The organism is Mesorhizobium sp. AA22 (assembly GCF_001672375.2).
Lineage (GTDB): Bacteria > Pseudomonadota > Alphaproteobacteria > Rhizobiales > Rhizobiaceae > Mesorhizobium > Mesorhizobium wenxiniae.
Genome location: NZ_CP048406.1, coordinates 4,728,242 through 4,743,129 on the forward strand (window position 1 = coordinate 4,728,242; position 14,888 = coordinate 4,743,129).

The window sequence follows — 14,888 nt, forward strand, 5'->3', positions numbered from 1 at the left end:
CCTAATTGACGAAATGGAGCAGGCGCGACGCGCGCATCAGCGACGGCCATTTCCAGATTTCGAGCGGACTGGCGCTGCCACCGATCGAGAAGAAGATGAGGTTGGCGCGGCCAACGAGATTGTCGTCGGGCACGAAACCGACGGTGAAGCGGCTGTCCGAGGAATTGTCTCTGTTATCGCCCATCATGAAATAGTGGCCGGGCGGCACGTCGAATTCCTGGGTGTTGTCACCGATCGAGTTGGGTATCAGGTCGAGCGTGTCATAGCTGACACCGTTCGGCAATGTCTCGCGATAGACGTCGACCGGCCCGCTCTTCTCGGTGATGTCGCGATTGTCGATCTGCCCGACCTTCTGGCGCGGCACGCCGACGCCGTTGATGAAGAGCTGGCCATCCTTGACCTGGATCTTGTCACCCGGCAGGCCGACGACGCGCTTGATGTAGTCGACGGAGGGGTCCGGCGGGAACTTGAACACCGCCACGTCGCCGCGCTTCGGCTCGGCGCCCCAGATGCGGCCCGAAAAGAGGTCCGGCCCGAACGGCAGCGAATAGCGCGAGAAGCCATAGGACCACTTGGTGACGAAGAGGTAGTCGCCTTCGAGCAAGGTTGGCCGCATCGACCCTGACGGGATAGAGAATGGCTGAAAAAGGAGCGTGCGGATGACCAGAGCGAGCAAAAGCGCCTGGACGATGACGCTGACGGTTTCGCCAAGCCCGCCGGATTTCTTCTGAGATTTTTCAGCCACGCTCATGTCGTCCTCGATTATGCGTTGGTTGGTATAGAGTCTCGGCGCGCGCTGGGCAACGTCATGCCGGTGGTCAGATGCAATCAATATGGCGCTTCTTCGACGGGCAACGCCTCGATGATCACAAAGGCTTGAGCAAGCGGAAAATCGTCGGTGATGGTGAGGTGGATCGCCGCTCTGTGGCCTTCAGGCAGGATTTTGTCCAGCTGCGCCGCCGCCCCGCCGGTCAACGCTATGGTCGGCTTGCCGCTGGCCAGGTTGACGACGCCCATGTCGCGCCAGAACACCCCTTGCGCCATACCGGTGCCCAGCGCCTTGGCGCAGGCTTCCTTGGCGGCGAAGCGCTTGGCATAGGAGGCGGCGCGGGCGCCGCGGTTTTCGGAGCGGGCCTGTTCGACCTCGGTGTAGATGCGCTGGATGAAGCGCTGGCCATGGCGCTCCAGCGATTTTTCGATGCGTCTGATATCGATCAGGTCGCTGCCGATGCCAATGATCATTCGGCGGGAACTTCCCGTCCGGCGGTTCCAGCTCTGTCCGCCAGACGCAGCGAGCGCGAGAAAGAGCGGCGTGGCCACAGATAGATACGCATCCGCTCGAGAAAACCGTCAGGCTTGCGGCGTCGAAAAAGCACTCTGTTCCTGTCCTGATATCCAAAGCTGCCGCTCCGACCATCCCGGGCCGGGCGCGACAGCTACATATTGCGCTTTGCGGCCGTCGAAAGGCAACAACGACCTTGATATAGCGATACGCTGGCCGCAGAACAACCGCAGCTGCATGCCGTCCGCTGCTGTCGCCTGCGGGACCGGCGTTTCGCCACTCCGGCCACAGTGTAATCGCGACGGATTTGATGAGGAGAGTTCGCCGCAGAATCGGCAGCAACCAGCTATCTACGGCCCATACTCGCTGACCTCGACGAGATTGCCGTCCGGGTCGCGGAAATAGACCGACATCATCGGGCCACGGGCGCCGATCCGCTCGACCGGCCCGACTTCAACGCCAACGCCGTTGGCCGCCAGGCTGGCGCATATCTCCGAGAGCGGACGAGCGGCGACCAGGCAGAAATCCGCGGAGCCCGGAGTCGGCGCCTTGGCCTTGGGCTCGAAGGTGCGCCCGACGTCATGCACATTGATCTTTTGCGTTCCAAACAGCAGCGCCGTCGGCCGGTCCGGCTCGTCGAGGCGCCTGAAGCCGAGCACGCGCTGATAGAAGGCGCAGGTGTCTTCGACGGAGCGAACCGTCAGCACGAAATGATCGATGCCTGCAATCACGGCTGCGCCTCAGTAAACGTTGTTTTATGCATGTCGTTGTCCCAATACCGCTGCGCACTTTTGGGCGATCCATCAGATATTGCGGCTGCCAGGTTTGATGGCCGGTATGGCGGCGAGCTCGGGCGGCAGCCTGTCGGCTGGGTAGGCCGGAACCTCGTATTCGGCGAGCGCGATCAGCGGCACGCCGACATCCGTCTTGCCGGCCGAGCGGTCGATGATGCAGGCAGCGGCAACGACCTCGGCGCCAAGCCCGCGCAGGCAGTCAACGGTCTCGCGGATCGACAGGCCGGTGGTGACGATGTCCTCGACGATGACGACGCGCGAACCCTTGGCGATCTCGAAGCGGCGGAGCCTGAACTCGCCCCCTTCCCGCTCGACCCAGATCGCCGGCGCGCCAAGATGGCGCGAGGTCTCGTAGGCCGGGATCAGCCCGCCGATCGCCGGACCGACGACATAATCGATCCTGCCGGACACAGCAGCGCGGATCTTCTCGGCCAGTGCCTTGCACAGGCGCTCGGTCTTGTCGGCATGCATGAAGACCCGCGCCTTCTGCAGGAAGACCGGGCTTCGCAAGCCCGACGTCAGGATGAAATGCCCTTCGAGAACGGCACCGGCTTCACGGAAAATGCCCAGCACTTCGTCGGTGTTCATCTCTGCCTTGTTCTCCAGCACGCTGATGATTTCTAGCCGTTCACGCGTCGCGCATCGCTGACGCTCGAATTGTCCTTGAGCTGCGACAGCAGCCGGTTCAGGTGCTTCAGGTCCCAGACTTCGAGATCGATCAGCATTTCGGTGAAATCGGGCGCGGTGCGCACCATCGACAATGTATGGATATTGGCGTCGTTGGATGCAACGACCTGCGCGATGTCGGCCAGTGAACCCGGCGCGTTGATGGCGGTGACCGAGACTCGCGCCGGAAACCGCTCCTTGGTGCGCTCGTCTATGTCCCAGCGCACGTCGATCCAGCGTTCGGGCTGGTCGTCGAAAGCCTGCAGCGCCGGCGACTGGATCGGATAGATGGTGATGCCGGTTCCCGGCTGCACGATGCCGACGATGCGGTCGCCGGGGACAGCACCTTCCGGCGCGAAGCGCACCGGCAGGTCGCCGCGGACGCCGCGGATCGGCACGGCGCCGTCCTTTGGCTGGTCCTTGTCCTTGCGTGCCGCGCGGCCCGGAATCTGGAACAGCATGCCGGCGGCGTTGCGGATCTTCGACCAGCCCTCCTCGCGCTGCTTGGGCGCGGCCAGCGTGACGCGCTCGTCCTTGTAGTCGGGAAACACCGCCTTCATGACATCGGTGGAGGCAAGTTCGCCGCGGCCGACAGAGGCCAGCACATCCTCGATGTCCTTGCGCGCCAGCCGATGCAGCACCGACTTCAGGCTCTCCTTGGTAAAGATCTTTCCGGATCGTTCGAAGGCGCGTTCCAGTATGCGGATACCGAGACCCGAATACTGCTTGCGGATGGCATTCTTGGTGGCGCGGCGGATCGCCGAGCGCGCCTTGCCGGTGACGACGACCGACTCCCACGCCGCCGGGGGCACCTGCGCTTTGGAGCGGATGATCTCGACTTCATCGCCATTCTTCAGCTCGGTCATCAGCGGCATGATGCGACCGTTGACCTTGGCGCCGACGCAGGTGTCGCCGACATCGGTGTGCACGGCGTAGGCGAAGTCGATCGGCGTGGCGCCGCGCGGCAGCGCGATCAGCATGCCTTTGGGCGTGAAGCAGAACACCTGGTCCTGGAACAGCTCCAGCTTGGTGTTTTCGAGGAAGTCCTCGGGATTGTCGCCTTCGGCAAGCTGCTCGATGGTGCGCCGCAGCCAGGCATAGGCGTTGGTCTCCTTCGAGATCGCGTGGGCAGTGCCGTTCATCTTGCCGCCGCTGTCCTTGTAGATCGAATGCGCGGCAACGCCATATTCGGCAATCTTGTTCATCTGATAGGTGCGGATCTGCAACTCGACGCGCTGGCGCGACGGTCCGACGATGGTGGTGTGGATCGAACGGTAGTCGTTCTGCTTCGGAGTCGAGATGTAGTCCTTGAAGCGGCCTGGCACCATCGACCATGTCGAGTGGATGGCGCCGAGCGCCCGGTAGCAGTCCTCGACGGTATCGACGACGACGCGAAAGCCGAAAATGTCGGATAGCTGCTCGAAGGACAGCGCCTTGGCCTCCATCTTGCGGAACACAGACCACGGCTTCTTCTGGCGGCTCTTGACCTCGGCCTTGATCGCATATTTCTCGAACAGCGTGGACAGCGCCCTTTCGATCTCGGACAGCACATCCTTGTTGCGTTCGAAGATTTCGGCGAGCCGCGCGGTGACGGCGCGGTAGGCTTCCGGATTGATGAAGCGGAAGGCGATCTCCTCGAGCTCCTCGCGCATGCCTTGCATGCCCATGCGCCCGGCAAGCGGCGCATAGATATCCATCGTTTCCTCGGCGATGCGCAGGCGCTTGGCTTCGGGCACATGGTCGAGAGTGCGCATGTTGTGCAAGCGGTCGGCGAGCTTGACCAGCAGCACGCGAACGTCTTCCGAGATCGCCAGCAAGAGCTTGCGCAGGTTTTCCGCCTGCTCGGCCTTCTTGGAGACGAGGTCGAGTTTCTTCAGCTTGGTCAAGCCTTCGACCAACTTGCCCATTTCCGGACCGAACAGCTCGTCGATCTCGGCCCTGGTCGCCGTGGTGTCCTCGATCGTGTCGTGCAGCAGGGCAACCGCGATGGTCGCCTCATCCATGTGCATTTCGGTGAGGATGGCGGCGACTTCGAGCGGATGCGAGAAATAGGGATCGCCGGAGGCGCGCTTCTGGTGACCATGCTTCTGCATGGCGTAGACATAGGCCTTGTTGAGCAGCGCCTCGTTGACGTCAGGCTTGTAGCGCTGGACGCGCTCGACAAGCTCATACTGACGCATCATGGGCGGGATCTCGCAGTGCTGAAACGAATCATGCGCCGCACTGGCGTACGGCGCATGTCATAGATAACCACGAAACCGCCGACGCGAAAGTGTCGGCAGCCGTTGCGAAGATCAATAGTCGTCGCTTTTTTCCGGCGGCACCAGACCTTCGATGCCGGCCAGGAGATCTTCCTCGGTCATGCGGTCGAAGGTGATGTTGTCCTCGGTGTCGTCGGCATCGGTTGCCGCAGCGGCGGTACCGGTCTGGTCGGCGATCGCCTCGCCATCGGCTTCCGGCTCGTCGACCTCGACATGCTTCTGCAGCGAGTGGATCAGATCTTCCTTGAGGTCGTCGGGCGACAATGTCTCCTCGGCGATCTCGCGCAGCGCGATGACCGGATTCTTGTCGTTGTCACGAGGGACGGTGATCTGCGCGCCCTGGCTGATCTGACGGGCGCGATGGCCGGCCAGAAGCACGAGCTCGAAGCGGTTGTCGACCTTGTCGATGCAATCTTCAACGGTTACGCGGGCCATGAGCTGCCCCTTTCATGCCTGGATTTGATGGAAAACAGGCGCGGTCCATAACCCGGACGCCGCCAAAATACAAGCTTTTTGGCAATCTCAGGTCTGGGGCCAAGTCCGGGGCCAGGTCAGGGGCGGACTAAGGCCGGGCCAAGGCGACTCTGGTGGCGCCGCCTGCGACGATACGGCACCGATCACAATTGCTTGCTATACAGCATCATACCCTTGGATTGCCGTAAAACCGGCGTTATCTCGAATGACGAAGGTCAGCCGGTTATTTCAAGCCGACCGATAGTCACGCGCATTAAGACGACCGCTTATTTTCGAAAAGGAATATTTCCATGTTCGACCCTCGTGAAAAAATCGCTCTTTTCATCGACGGTGCCAATCTTTACGCCACGTCGCGCGCGCTCGGCTTCGATATCGACTACCGCAGGCTTTTGTCGAGCTTCCAGAAACGCGGCTACCTGCTGCGTGCATACTACTACACCGCGCTGGTCGAGGATCAGGAATACTCCTCGATCCGGCCGCTGATCGACTGGCTGGATTACAACGGTTTCAAGGTAGTAACAAAGCCGGCCAAGGAATTCACCGACTCGACCGGCCGCCGCAAGATTAAGGGCAATATGGACATCGAATTGACCGTCGATGCGTTGGAACTTGCCGATGTCGTCGATCACTATGTCATCTTTTCCGGCGACGGCGATTTCCGCACACTGGTCGAGGCGCTGCAGCGGCGCGGGCGCAAGGTGTCGATCGTCTCGACCATGGCATCGCAGCCGCCGATGATCTCCGACGACCTGCGCCGCCAGGCCGACCATTTCATCGATCTGATGACGCTGAAGAACGAAGTCGGCCGTGATCCCTCCGAGCGGCCGGTGCGCCGGCCCGAGCCTGCTGAAGTCGACGAGGACGATTTTTGACGGCGGGGATCTTGACCGCCCCCTTGGTCGCCTCCCCCGAGCCCGATCGCAACTGCCCGCTCTGCCCCCGGCTGCACGATTTTATCGCGCAATGGCGGCAGCGCGAGCCGTCCTGGTTCAATGCGCCGGTGCCGACGTTCCTTCCGCCCGAGGGCGAGGATGCGGTGCGGCTGCTGATCGTGGGACTGGCGCCGGGCCTGCGCGGTGCAAACCGCACCGGACGTCCCTTTACCGGCGACTATGCCGGCGACCTCCTCTACAACACGCTGATCGCGCACGGCTTTGCGCGCGGCCAATTCAAGGCGCGGCCCGATGACGGGCTGGAGCTTGTCGGCACGGCGATCACCAATGCGGTGCGCTGCGTGCCGCCGGACAACAAGCCGGTCGGCGCCGAGATTGCCACCTGCCGGACGTTCCTGGTGCCGACGATCGCGCGGTTCAAGAACCTGCGCGCCGTGCTGGCGCTGGGCTCGATCGCGCACCAGTCGACGGTGCGGGCGCTCGGCCAACGTGTTGCTGCTTATCCGTTCAAGCATGGCGGGCAGCAGCAAACCAATGGCGTGACGCTATTTTCCAGCTATCACTGCTCGCGCTACAACACCAACACCGGCGTGCTCACGGAAGCGATGTTTGTCAACGTCTTCAGGGATATAGCGGCGTTTCTCGAAAGCTGGATTCGGGCGGAGGCGCAAACAGCTCGGCCAACTTCTCCTGCCCGCCCTGAAGGACATTCAGATCGACATCGCCGCTGACGCCGTCGACGCGACCGCTGTCGTGGTACTGCCAATAGATCCAGCCGTCATGACCTGGCCACAGCGCCAGTGAACGAACCCAGTGCGGGCGACCGACGATCTGGCCGGCGTAGGCCCGTGCGGCCTCGTCGGTCACATAGAGGATCGCCGTTTTGCCGAAAGCTGCCTCGACAGGGCCGAGGAAAGCCGAGAGTTCGACATTCAATTCTTCGGGCGATGGCCGCCGCGGACAATTGCCGACGAATTCGATATCCACCACCGGCGGCAGCAGCGGTTGATCGCGCGGCACGACGGAGATGAAATTCTTCGCCTGATCGGCGCCAGGCCTGCAGAAGGTGAAGAAATGATAGGCACCGACTGCCAAACCAGCCGCGCGGGCCTCGCGCAGATTGGCGTCGAAGGCATCATCGACGTGGTCGCCGCCCTCGGTTGCCTTGATGACGGCGAAGGCAACATCGTCGGCGGCAACACGCTGCCAGTCGATCTGCCGCTGGTGATGGGAAACGTCGATGCCCCTGACCGGATACTTTCCGCGATCCGGAGAAAACGGACGGAGGTAGAAATAGCCGCCGGCCGCGACGAGGCACGCCAGGATCAGGCTGGCCGCACCCCAAAGGACGATCCGGTTCTTCATCCGGTCCTTCAAAAGAGTGGCTCCCAGCCTACCCACGCTCCTTCAGCAGCCGGCCCTTCTCGCGCGACCAGTCGCGCTGCTTTTCGGTTTCGCGCTTGTCGTGCAGTTTCTTGCCGCGACCAACGGCAAGCAGCAGCTTGGCCCGGCCCTGGTCGTTGAAATAGATTTTTAGCGGCACCAGCGTCATGCCTTCGCGATCGACACTCTGCGACAGCTTGGCCATCTCGCGCTTGTTGAGCAGGAGTTTGCGGCGCCGGCGCGGCTCGTGGTTGAAGCGGTTGGCTTGCAGATATTCCGGCAGATAGGAGTTGATCAGCCAGATCTCACCGCCCTCGACCGAGGCGTAAGAGTCCTGGATGTTGGCCTGGCCCTGGCGCAGCGATTTCACCTCGGTGCCGGTCAGCACCAGGCCGGCCTCGATCGTGTCGAGCACCTCATAGGAAAACCGCGCCTTGCGGTTTTCCGCAACGGTCTTGTTGTTGGGATCGGCTTTTCTGACTTGATTCATGATGCGGAGAGGTGGCGCCTCATCCCTAATTAATCAAGCCGGCGTGCTTCATGGCCGCATCGATCTTCTCGGCGGTCGACTGCTCGACGGTGACCAGCGGTGAACGCAGCACGTTCTCGACCTTGCCGAGCTTCGACAGCGCATATTTCGCGCCGGACACGCCGGGCTCCAGGAAAATCGCCTTGTGCAGCGGCAGCAACCGGTCCTGCAAGTCCAGCGCCTTGGCGTTCTCACCGGAAAGCGTCGCCTCCTGGAATTCGGCGCACAGCCGCGGCGCGACATTCGCCGTCACCGAGATGCAGCCGACGCCGCCATGGGCGTTGAAGCCGAGCGCCGAGGCATCCTCGCCGGAAAGCTGGATGAAATCCTTGCCGCAGGTCGCGCGCTGCTCGGAAACCCGCTCGACCTTGCCGGTGGCATCCTTGACGCCGATGATGTTCCTGAAGTCACGCACCAGCTCGCCCATCGTCTCGGGCGTCATGTCGATCACCGAGCGCGGCGGAATATTGTAGATGATGATCGGCAGGCTGGTCGCCTTGGCGACCGCGGCGAAATGGGCGTAGAGACCGCGCTGCGTCGGCTTGTTGTAGTAAGGCGTGACGACGAGTGCAGCGTCGGCGCCCGCCTTCTCGGCATATTGCACCAGGCCAACCGCCTCCTCGGTGTTGTTGGAGCCGGCGCCGGCGACGACCGGAGCGCGGCCCTTGGCGACCTCGATGCACACTTTGACTACGTGGCGGTGCTCGTCATGCGACAGCGTCGGCGACTCGCCGGTGGTGCCGACCGGAACCAGACCGCTCGTGCCTTCGGCGATCTGCCAGGCAACGAGAGCGCGAAAGGCTTTCTCGTCGAAACGGCCGCTCTTTTCGAACGGTGTCACGAGCGCGGTAAGCGAGCCTCTCAGCATGTCGTCCAACTCCCTGGGACTAGCGCATGACCCCGAAAATCGGAGTCGATTTTCGCGGGGGATCATGCGCCAAATTTAAAGTGCTACAGCGTCCTTTGCGCGTCTGAGACGACGCACGGCGCTGTAGGTGTTTTGTCGTGCGCGCCTTCTAGCCGAAAGCGAAGCGGCGCACCATAGTCTCGACACTGTTGCGCGGCAAGCATGGTGGTAATGCCAGCAAGCGCAATTTGAAAGGCCTCGATAGCGTTGTTTACGGGCTCTTCATCACAGCCAACTAGGCTTCGGTTGATCTGTGCCTGTTGGTAATGTGTAGACAGGAAATGATGAAGACCATGCCGACCAGGCAGCCTCATTTTTTTGCGCTGCTTGGCGCAATTCTCCTGCTGACGCCGAGCCTTGTGGCCGCGGGCAAGATCGATGTGCAGGTCACGTCGGCCATACCGATACCAAACCTGCAGGATACGGGCCTGCACGATACGGGATCTCCATCCGTCAGTGTCGCCAGGCTGAAAAGCGGCCTCGATGCGCTGGCGGCAAACGACATTGCCGGTGCGCTTCAAGCGCGCGAAACCCTGCCGGTCAATTCGCTCGACCGGCACATCCTTGCCTGGGCGATCGCACTCTACGGCGGCGACAAGGTGCCAAGCGGCGACATCGCCGATGCTGCGAAAATGCTGCCGAACTGGCCGGGCTTGATCGCCTTGCGCAAGAACAGCGAGCGTGCGCTCTATCGCGAAAATCCCGCGCCTGAGACCGTGGTGAAGGCTTTCGGCGGCAGCCAGCCACAAACAGTCGAGGGCGTGGTGATCCTCGCCCGCTCCTATGTGTCGCAGGGCAACGTCGAAGCAGCGCGCTCGGTGCTGTCGCCTTTCTGGCGCACTGAGAAACTGGAAGCCAAGGACGAAGCGGCGATCATCTGGGAATTCGGCAAGCTCATCGCCGCTGCCGACCACAGCTTTCGCATGGAGCGCATGTTCTATGCCGACCGGGTCAATTCCGCGCTGCGCGTCGCCGGCCTTGCCGGCGCCCAACAGCTGGCCGATGCCTGGGCAGCGGCGGACAGGGGTGACAAGAAAGCGGCCAAACTGCTGAAGGCGGTGCCCGCTGCGCAGCGTTCGGCCGGCTATTTCTTCGCGCAAGCCCAATATCTACGCAAGCAGCAGAAGTTTTCCGACGCCGCCGCAGTGATGATGAAGGCGCCGAGCGACCGCAGCGCACTGATCGATCCGGATGCCTGGTGGGCCGAGCGCCGGGTGCTGTCGCGCGAACTGGTCGACCAGGGCGACATGAAGACCGCCTACAAAATAGTCGCAGCACACGCCGCCGAAAGTGCTGCGAACGCGGCGGATGCGGAGTTTCATGCCGGCTGGTACGCGCTGCGCGGCCTCAACGAGCCCAACACCGCTGCCAGGCATTTCGCGCGGATCGCCGATCTCGCCCAGGGGCCGATCTCGCTGTCGCGCGCCTATTACTGGCTCGGCCGTGCGGCCGAAGCCGGCGGTCCCGGCAGTGCGAAGGATAATTTCACCCGTGCCGCTGGTTACGGCACGACCTTCTACGGCCAGCTCGCCGGCGAGCGCGTCGGCCGGCAGGTCCTCAACATCGCCCATCCGCAGCCGAGCGCCGCCGATCAGCGGAATTTCGCCAATCGCGAGGCGGTCAGCGCCATCAAGCGGCTGCAGGAGGCGGGCTATGAGCGCTACGCCGACACGCTTTACCGCGACCTCGCCGGGCAGTTGACCAGTCCCGGAGAGCTGGCGTTGCTCGCCGCTATGGCGGAAAAGCAGGGCAACCATTTCCTGGCGCTGAAAATCGGCAAGATCGCCGGCGCGCGCGGCATCGATGTCGGCGCGCTGTCGCACCCGCTCGGCGTCATTCCCGCCACCGCCAACATTTCCGGCTCCGGCAAGGCGCTGGCCTATGCGATCGCTCGCCAGGAAAGTGAATTCAATATCGGCGCCGTCTCCAGCGCCGGCGCGCGCGGGCTGCTGCAGCTGATGCCGGGGACCGCCAGGCAATTGGCGAAGAAGGCCGGGATGACGTTCTCGCAGGCGCGGCTGACCACCGACGCCGGCTACAATGCGACGCTGGGCGCCGCCTTCCTCGGCGAGCAGCTCGGCCGCTTCGACGGTTCCTATGTACTGACCTTCGCCGGCTACAATGCCGGCCCCAACCGCGCCGCCCAGTGGGTGGCTAGATTTGGCGATCCGCGCGGCAAGGACATCGACTCAGTAGTCGACTGGATCGAGCGGATTCCTTATACGGAAACAAGAAGTTACGTCCAGCGCGTGATGGAGAATTACGAAGTCTACAAGATGCGCATTTCCGGCAAGTACGATATCGTTGGAGATTTGGTGAACGGGCTGAGTTGAGGAGCGTCGACGGCGTTCGAGATTGGCGAATGCGTCGATGACGGCCAATCTCCCTCACGAGGGGGAGATCGGCAGTTCCGCCGGTCCGCCTTCCCGATTTGACCGCACCTTCCCTCGCCTGTAGCAGTCGGAGACTATCCGGCAGCAGCGAGGAACCACGTTTAGATGCCCAGCGACCAGGGTTTTTCCGATTTCTTCTACGCCTCGCCGGACGGGCTGCAACTTCACGCCCGTGTCTACGGCGAAGCGAATTCCGAACACTGGCCGGTCGTCTGCCTGCCTGGCCTGACCCGCAATTGCCGCGATTTTCATGAGCTGGCGCTGCACCTGTCGCGACGGGCGGAAGGTTCGCGAAAAATTGTCGCTTTCGACTACCGCGGGCGCGGGCAATCCGCCTACGACCCCGATATCGGCCATTACAATATCGGCGTTGAAGCCGGTGATATCCTCGCCGGGTTGGCGGCGCTGAGCATCGAGGCGGCGGCGTTCATCGGAACGTCGCGTGGGGGGCTGATCATCCATGTGCTCGGCACGATGCGGCCGGCCGTCCTTAAAGCCGTCGTCCTCAACGACATCGGCCCAGTGGTCGAGGCTAGCGGTTTCGCCTATATCCGCTCCTATCTCGAGCAGACACCAAAGCCGAAAACCCATGCCGAGGCGATCGGCGCCCAGTGCGGCGCGCATAGCAGCGACTTTCCAGCTCTGACCGAGGCGGATTGGGAGCGGATGGTATGGGCCCTCTACCGAGAGACGGATGAGGGGTTGGTGCCGGATTTCGACCCGAAGCTGGTCGATACGCTGGCGGGTCTCGACCTTACTCAGCCACTGGCAGATCTGTGGCCGCAGTTCGAGGCGCTGGCGGCCATACCCTTGCTCGCCATCCGCGGCGCCAATTCGAAGCTGCTTTCCGCCGAGACGCTCGAACAGATGCGAAAGCGTCACCCTTGTGTCGAGACGATTACGGTCGAGGGCCAGGGCCATGCGCCTTTCCTCGAGACCGGCGGCCTGCCCGGCGCCATCGCCAATTTTCTTGATAGGGCCGAGCAACGCATCGGTTCGAGCTAATGCTCGAGAACTGAGGAATTTATTTGAGGCAGTGCCGCAGCGCATCCTGCTTTCGCGGAAAGGGGACTTATCCTGCGAAGCGCCCAGCGCGAAGCAGGATGGCGGAGAGGATGGGATTCGAACCCACGAGAAGCTTTTGACCTCTACTCCCTTAGCAGGGGAGCGCCTTCGACCACTCGGCCACCTCTCCGTTGCGCCGGTGGATAAAGAAAAGCGCCGGCACAATCAACAAGCCGGCGCGATTATCATTGAAAAAACCGGCTTCCGCCTAATGGCGCTTTCGCCATGCGGCGATTCTGCGGCAATCCCTCGGCCGGCGACTCAACGACATCGTCGCAATTCCGGCGGGCAATTGTCGGAATCGGCCGGATTGCAAAGGTCTCGCCCAAGGGTTTCCGATAGCTCAATGGTTAACGGGAGCTTTCCGAGTGAGGCCAAATCGTGTCATTTGTGCAACAAGGCAGGGGGATAGCGCCTGCACAGACCTTTCGCCGATACGATGGTGGTTGAACGCCGCCGCCTCATGGGTAATGTCGAATTCGAAGGAGCGGCGCGGTGCGCATCTTTTTCGGTAGTGGGGATGGGGCAGGGAACGCTGTCCTTCAGCAAAGAATACCCAGACCCGTTTTTTAACTTTTGACTGGAGGTCAGAAAATGAACATCAAGAGCCTTCTTCTTGGCTCCGCTGCGGCTCTGGTCGCAGTTTCCGGTGCGCGCGCCGCCGACGCCGTCGTCGTTGCCGAGCCGGAACCCGCTGAATACGTCCGCATCTGCGACGTCTATGGCGCTGGCTACTTCTACATCCCCGGCACCGAGACCTGCCTGCGCATCGGCGGCTATGTCCGCTACGACATCGGCGTCGGCGACATCGGCACATTCACCGGTGCGGGGACCGTCGACGTCGAGGACGGCGACGATCAGGATACCTACTGGAAGCGTGCTCGTTTCGCGCTGAAAACCTGGACCGGCCAGGAAACCGAGCTCGGCACCTTGAAGACGTACACCGAGACCCGCTTCAATTTCCGCAACACCCAGGGCGATACATCTCCGGTCCTCAACGAAGCCTACAACCCCGGCGTTTCGCTGAACTTCGCCTGGATCCAGCTCGGTGGACTGCGCGTTGGTAAGGACGAATCGGCCTTCGATACGTTCATTGGCTACGCCGGCAACGTCATGAACGATACGCTGGTTCCCTACGGCGGCTTCGACACCAACGTCGTCCAGTACTATTTCGACGCCGGCAACGGCTTCTCGGCCGTCGTCTCGCTCGAACAAGGTTACGGCGACTTCACGATCGACAGCTACGTCCCGCACGTCGTCGGCGGTGTGAAGTGGACGCAGGGCTGGGGCGCGATCACCGGCGTCATTGCTTACGACAGCAACTATGAAGAAGTGGCCGGCAAGGTTCGCCTCGACGTCACCCCGATGGAGAACCTGTCGCTGTTCATCATGGCCGGCTACGGCACGGACGACAACTACACGGATGGTGGCTTCGCAATCCCCGCCAACGGCCGCGGCATGTACAAGCTGTGGAGCGGCAATTGGGCACTCTGGGGCGGTGGCACCTACACCATCAACGAGAAGACCTCGTTCAACACCCAGATCTCGTATGACGAGGGCGAGAATCTCGGTGTCGTGGCCAACATCGCCTACGATATCGTCCCCGGCCTGACGATCACGGCCGAAGCCAGCTACCTCCATCTTGGTGATGAGACCGTCAGCAACTGGACCGGTGCCGATGACGACGACAACTTCGGCGGCCAGCTCCGCTTCCAGCGCTCGTTCTAATCAGCAGCGTTTGACTGAAATCGAACCCGGCGGGCAACCGCCGGGTTTTTTCGTATCGGCGTGGCTGTCAAGGGCGGAATGTATGGCGCGGCCGATACCGGCCATGGTCGTTCTGTGATCGGCCTGCAGCCGCCGGTCTCCAACGCTGGCGTGCGGCAACAGGCCACCAAACCTTCGTCATTCCCGGGCGAAGCAGGAACGCAGACCTGAGATCGACTCCGTTATCGCAGCCGAAGAATTTAGCTGCGCAGAATGAAAGCAGCAGCGATTCTTCGCGCCCCCTCTGTCCTGCCGGACATCTCCCCCACAAGGAGGGAGATCGGCAGCTTCACTGACAGCGCCTGTTCATCAACGTTGGAGATCAGCGAAAGCCGCAATGACGGCCATCTCCCCCCTCGTAGGGGAGATGTCCGGCAGGACAGAGGGGAGCGCTGTCCATCTCGAAAGATTCTGCACCGCAGCAGCGCTTGCCAAGGAACAGAATAGGAAGTTCGTTCCCGCCCTTTTGGGGGA

General features: G+C 62.2%; 14 protein-coding genes, 1 tRNA gene and 1 pseudogene. 5 read left to right on the forward strand and 11 right to left on the reverse strand.

Going from position 1 to position 14,888, the window contains the following annotated elements:
• Position 1: 1 nt before the first annotated feature.
• The 7 genes and pseudogenes from lepB to rpoZ all read right to left on the reverse strand — a co-directional run bounded on the left by lepB (position 2) and on the right by rpoZ (position 5,438).
• Positions 2-751, reverse strand: a complete 750-nt coding sequence (lepB, locus tag A9K68_RS22860) for a signal peptidase I (protein WP_065009855.1) — start codon at positions 749-751, stop codon at positions 2-4.
• Positions 752-828: 77 nt separating this feature from the next.
• The gene (gene acpS / locus A9K68_RS22865; protein WP_029354476.1) at positions 829-1,242 is read right to left on the reverse strand and encodes a holo-ACP synthase; all 414 of its coding nucleotides are present in this window, start codon (positions 1,240-1,242) and stop codon (positions 829-831) included.
• A gap of 44 nt (positions 1,243-1,286) precedes the next feature.
• Positions 1,287-1,376, reverse strand: a pseudogene (locus A9K68_RS31860) (DUF2062 domain-containing protein); the annotation flags it as partial.
• A gap of 256 nt (positions 1,377-1,632) precedes the next feature.
• Entirely contained in the window at positions 1,633-2,013 is a 381-nt protein-coding gene (locus A9K68_RS22875) for a VOC family protein (protein ID WP_065009813.1), read from the reverse strand.
• A gap of 72 nt (positions 2,014-2,085) precedes the next feature.
• A complete protein-coding gene (gene pyrE, locus A9K68_RS22880) occupies positions 2,086-2,664 on the reverse strand; it encodes an orotate phosphoribosyltransferase (RefSeq protein ID WP_065009854.1) in 579 nt (192 codons plus the stop codon).
• Between the two features lie 32 nt (positions 2,665-2,696).
• Complete coding sequence (locus A9K68_RS22885) at positions 2,697-4,925, reverse strand: bifunctional (p)ppGpp synthetase/guanosine-3',5'-bis(diphosphate) 3'-pyrophosphohydrolase (protein ID WP_065009812.1); 2,229 nt, start codon at positions 4,923-4,925, stop codon at positions 2,697-2,699.
• Between the two features lie 111 nt (positions 4,926-5,036).
• Positions 5,037-5,438 carry a DNA-directed RNA polymerase subunit omega gene (gene rpoZ, locus A9K68_RS22890; protein WP_029354482.1) on the reverse strand — a complete coding sequence of 134 codons (402 nt, stop codon included), beginning with the start codon at positions 5,436-5,438 and terminating at the stop codon, positions 5,037-5,039.
• A gap of 329 nt (positions 5,439-5,767) precedes the next feature.
• Here rpoZ and A9K68_RS22895 point away from each other — a divergent pair, with 329 nt between their 5' ends.
• Both A9K68_RS22895 and A9K68_RS22900 read left to right on the forward strand, forming a co-directional pair.
• On the forward strand, positions 5,768-6,349 hold the full coding sequence (locus tag A9K68_RS22895) for an NYN domain-containing protein (RefSeq protein WP_029354483.1): 582 nt from the start codon (positions 5,768-5,770) through the stop codon (positions 6,347-6,349).
• 11 nt (positions 6,350-6,360) lie between these two features.
• Positions 6,361-7,101 (forward strand): uracil-DNA glycosylase, encoded by a 741-nt coding sequence (locus A9K68_RS22900; RefSeq protein ID WP_246811214.1) that lies wholly within the window; start codon positions 6,361-6,363, stop codon positions 7,099-7,101.
• Here A9K68_RS22900 and A9K68_RS22905 read toward each other — a convergent pair.
• From A9K68_RS22905 to dapA, 3 genes are read right to left on the reverse strand one after another with little or no spacing between them, the layout of a single operon-like run.
• Positions 6,992-7,735 carry a GH25 family lysozyme gene (locus tag A9K68_RS22905; RefSeq protein ID WP_065009811.1) on the reverse strand — a complete coding sequence of 248 codons (744 nt, stop codon included), beginning with the start codon at positions 7,733-7,735 and terminating at the stop codon, positions 6,992-6,994. The genes A9K68_RS22900 and A9K68_RS22905 overlap by 110 nt on opposite strands.
• A 28-nt stretch (positions 7,736-7,763) precedes the next feature.
• Positions 7,764-8,243, reverse strand: a complete 480-nt coding sequence (smpB, locus tag A9K68_RS22910; RefSeq protein WP_006202221.1) for an SsrA-binding protein SmpB — start codon at positions 8,241-8,243, stop codon at positions 7,764-7,766.
• Positions 8,244-8,268: 25 nt separating this feature from the next.
• Entirely contained in the window at positions 8,269-9,150 is an 882-nt protein-coding gene (dapA, locus tag A9K68_RS22915; RefSeq protein WP_065009853.1) for a 4-hydroxy-tetrahydrodipicolinate synthase, read from the reverse strand.
• Between the two features lie 332 nt (positions 9,151-9,482).
• Between dapA and A9K68_RS22920 the strand changes: the two genes are divergently transcribed.
• Together A9K68_RS22920 and A9K68_RS22925 are read left to right on the forward strand one after the other, a co-directional pair.
• Complete coding sequence (locus A9K68_RS22920; RefSeq protein WP_065009852.1) at positions 9,483-11,522, forward strand: lytic transglycosylase domain-containing protein; 2,040 nt, start codon at positions 9,483-9,485, stop codon at positions 11,520-11,522.
• 165 nt (positions 11,523-11,687) lie between these two features.
• The gene (locus tag A9K68_RS22925) at positions 11,688-12,587 is read left to right on the forward strand and encodes an alpha/beta hydrolase (RefSeq protein ID WP_065009810.1); all 900 of its coding nucleotides are present in this window, start codon (positions 11,688-11,690) and stop codon (positions 12,585-12,587) included.
• 99 nt (positions 12,588-12,686) lie between these two features.
• Here A9K68_RS22925 and A9K68_RS22930 read toward each other — a convergent pair.
• Positions 12,687-12,777, reverse strand: a tRNA-Ser gene (locus A9K68_RS22930).
• A 464-nt stretch (positions 12,778-13,241) separates the two neighbouring features.
• On the opposite strand from A9K68_RS22930, the gene A9K68_RS22935 reads away from it, so the two are divergent.
• Positions 13,242-14,375, forward strand: coding sequence for a porin (locus A9K68_RS22935; protein WP_163603059.1), 1,134 nt, complete (start codon positions 13,242-13,244; stop codon positions 14,373-14,375).
• Positions 14,376-14,888 lie beyond the last annotated feature (513 nt).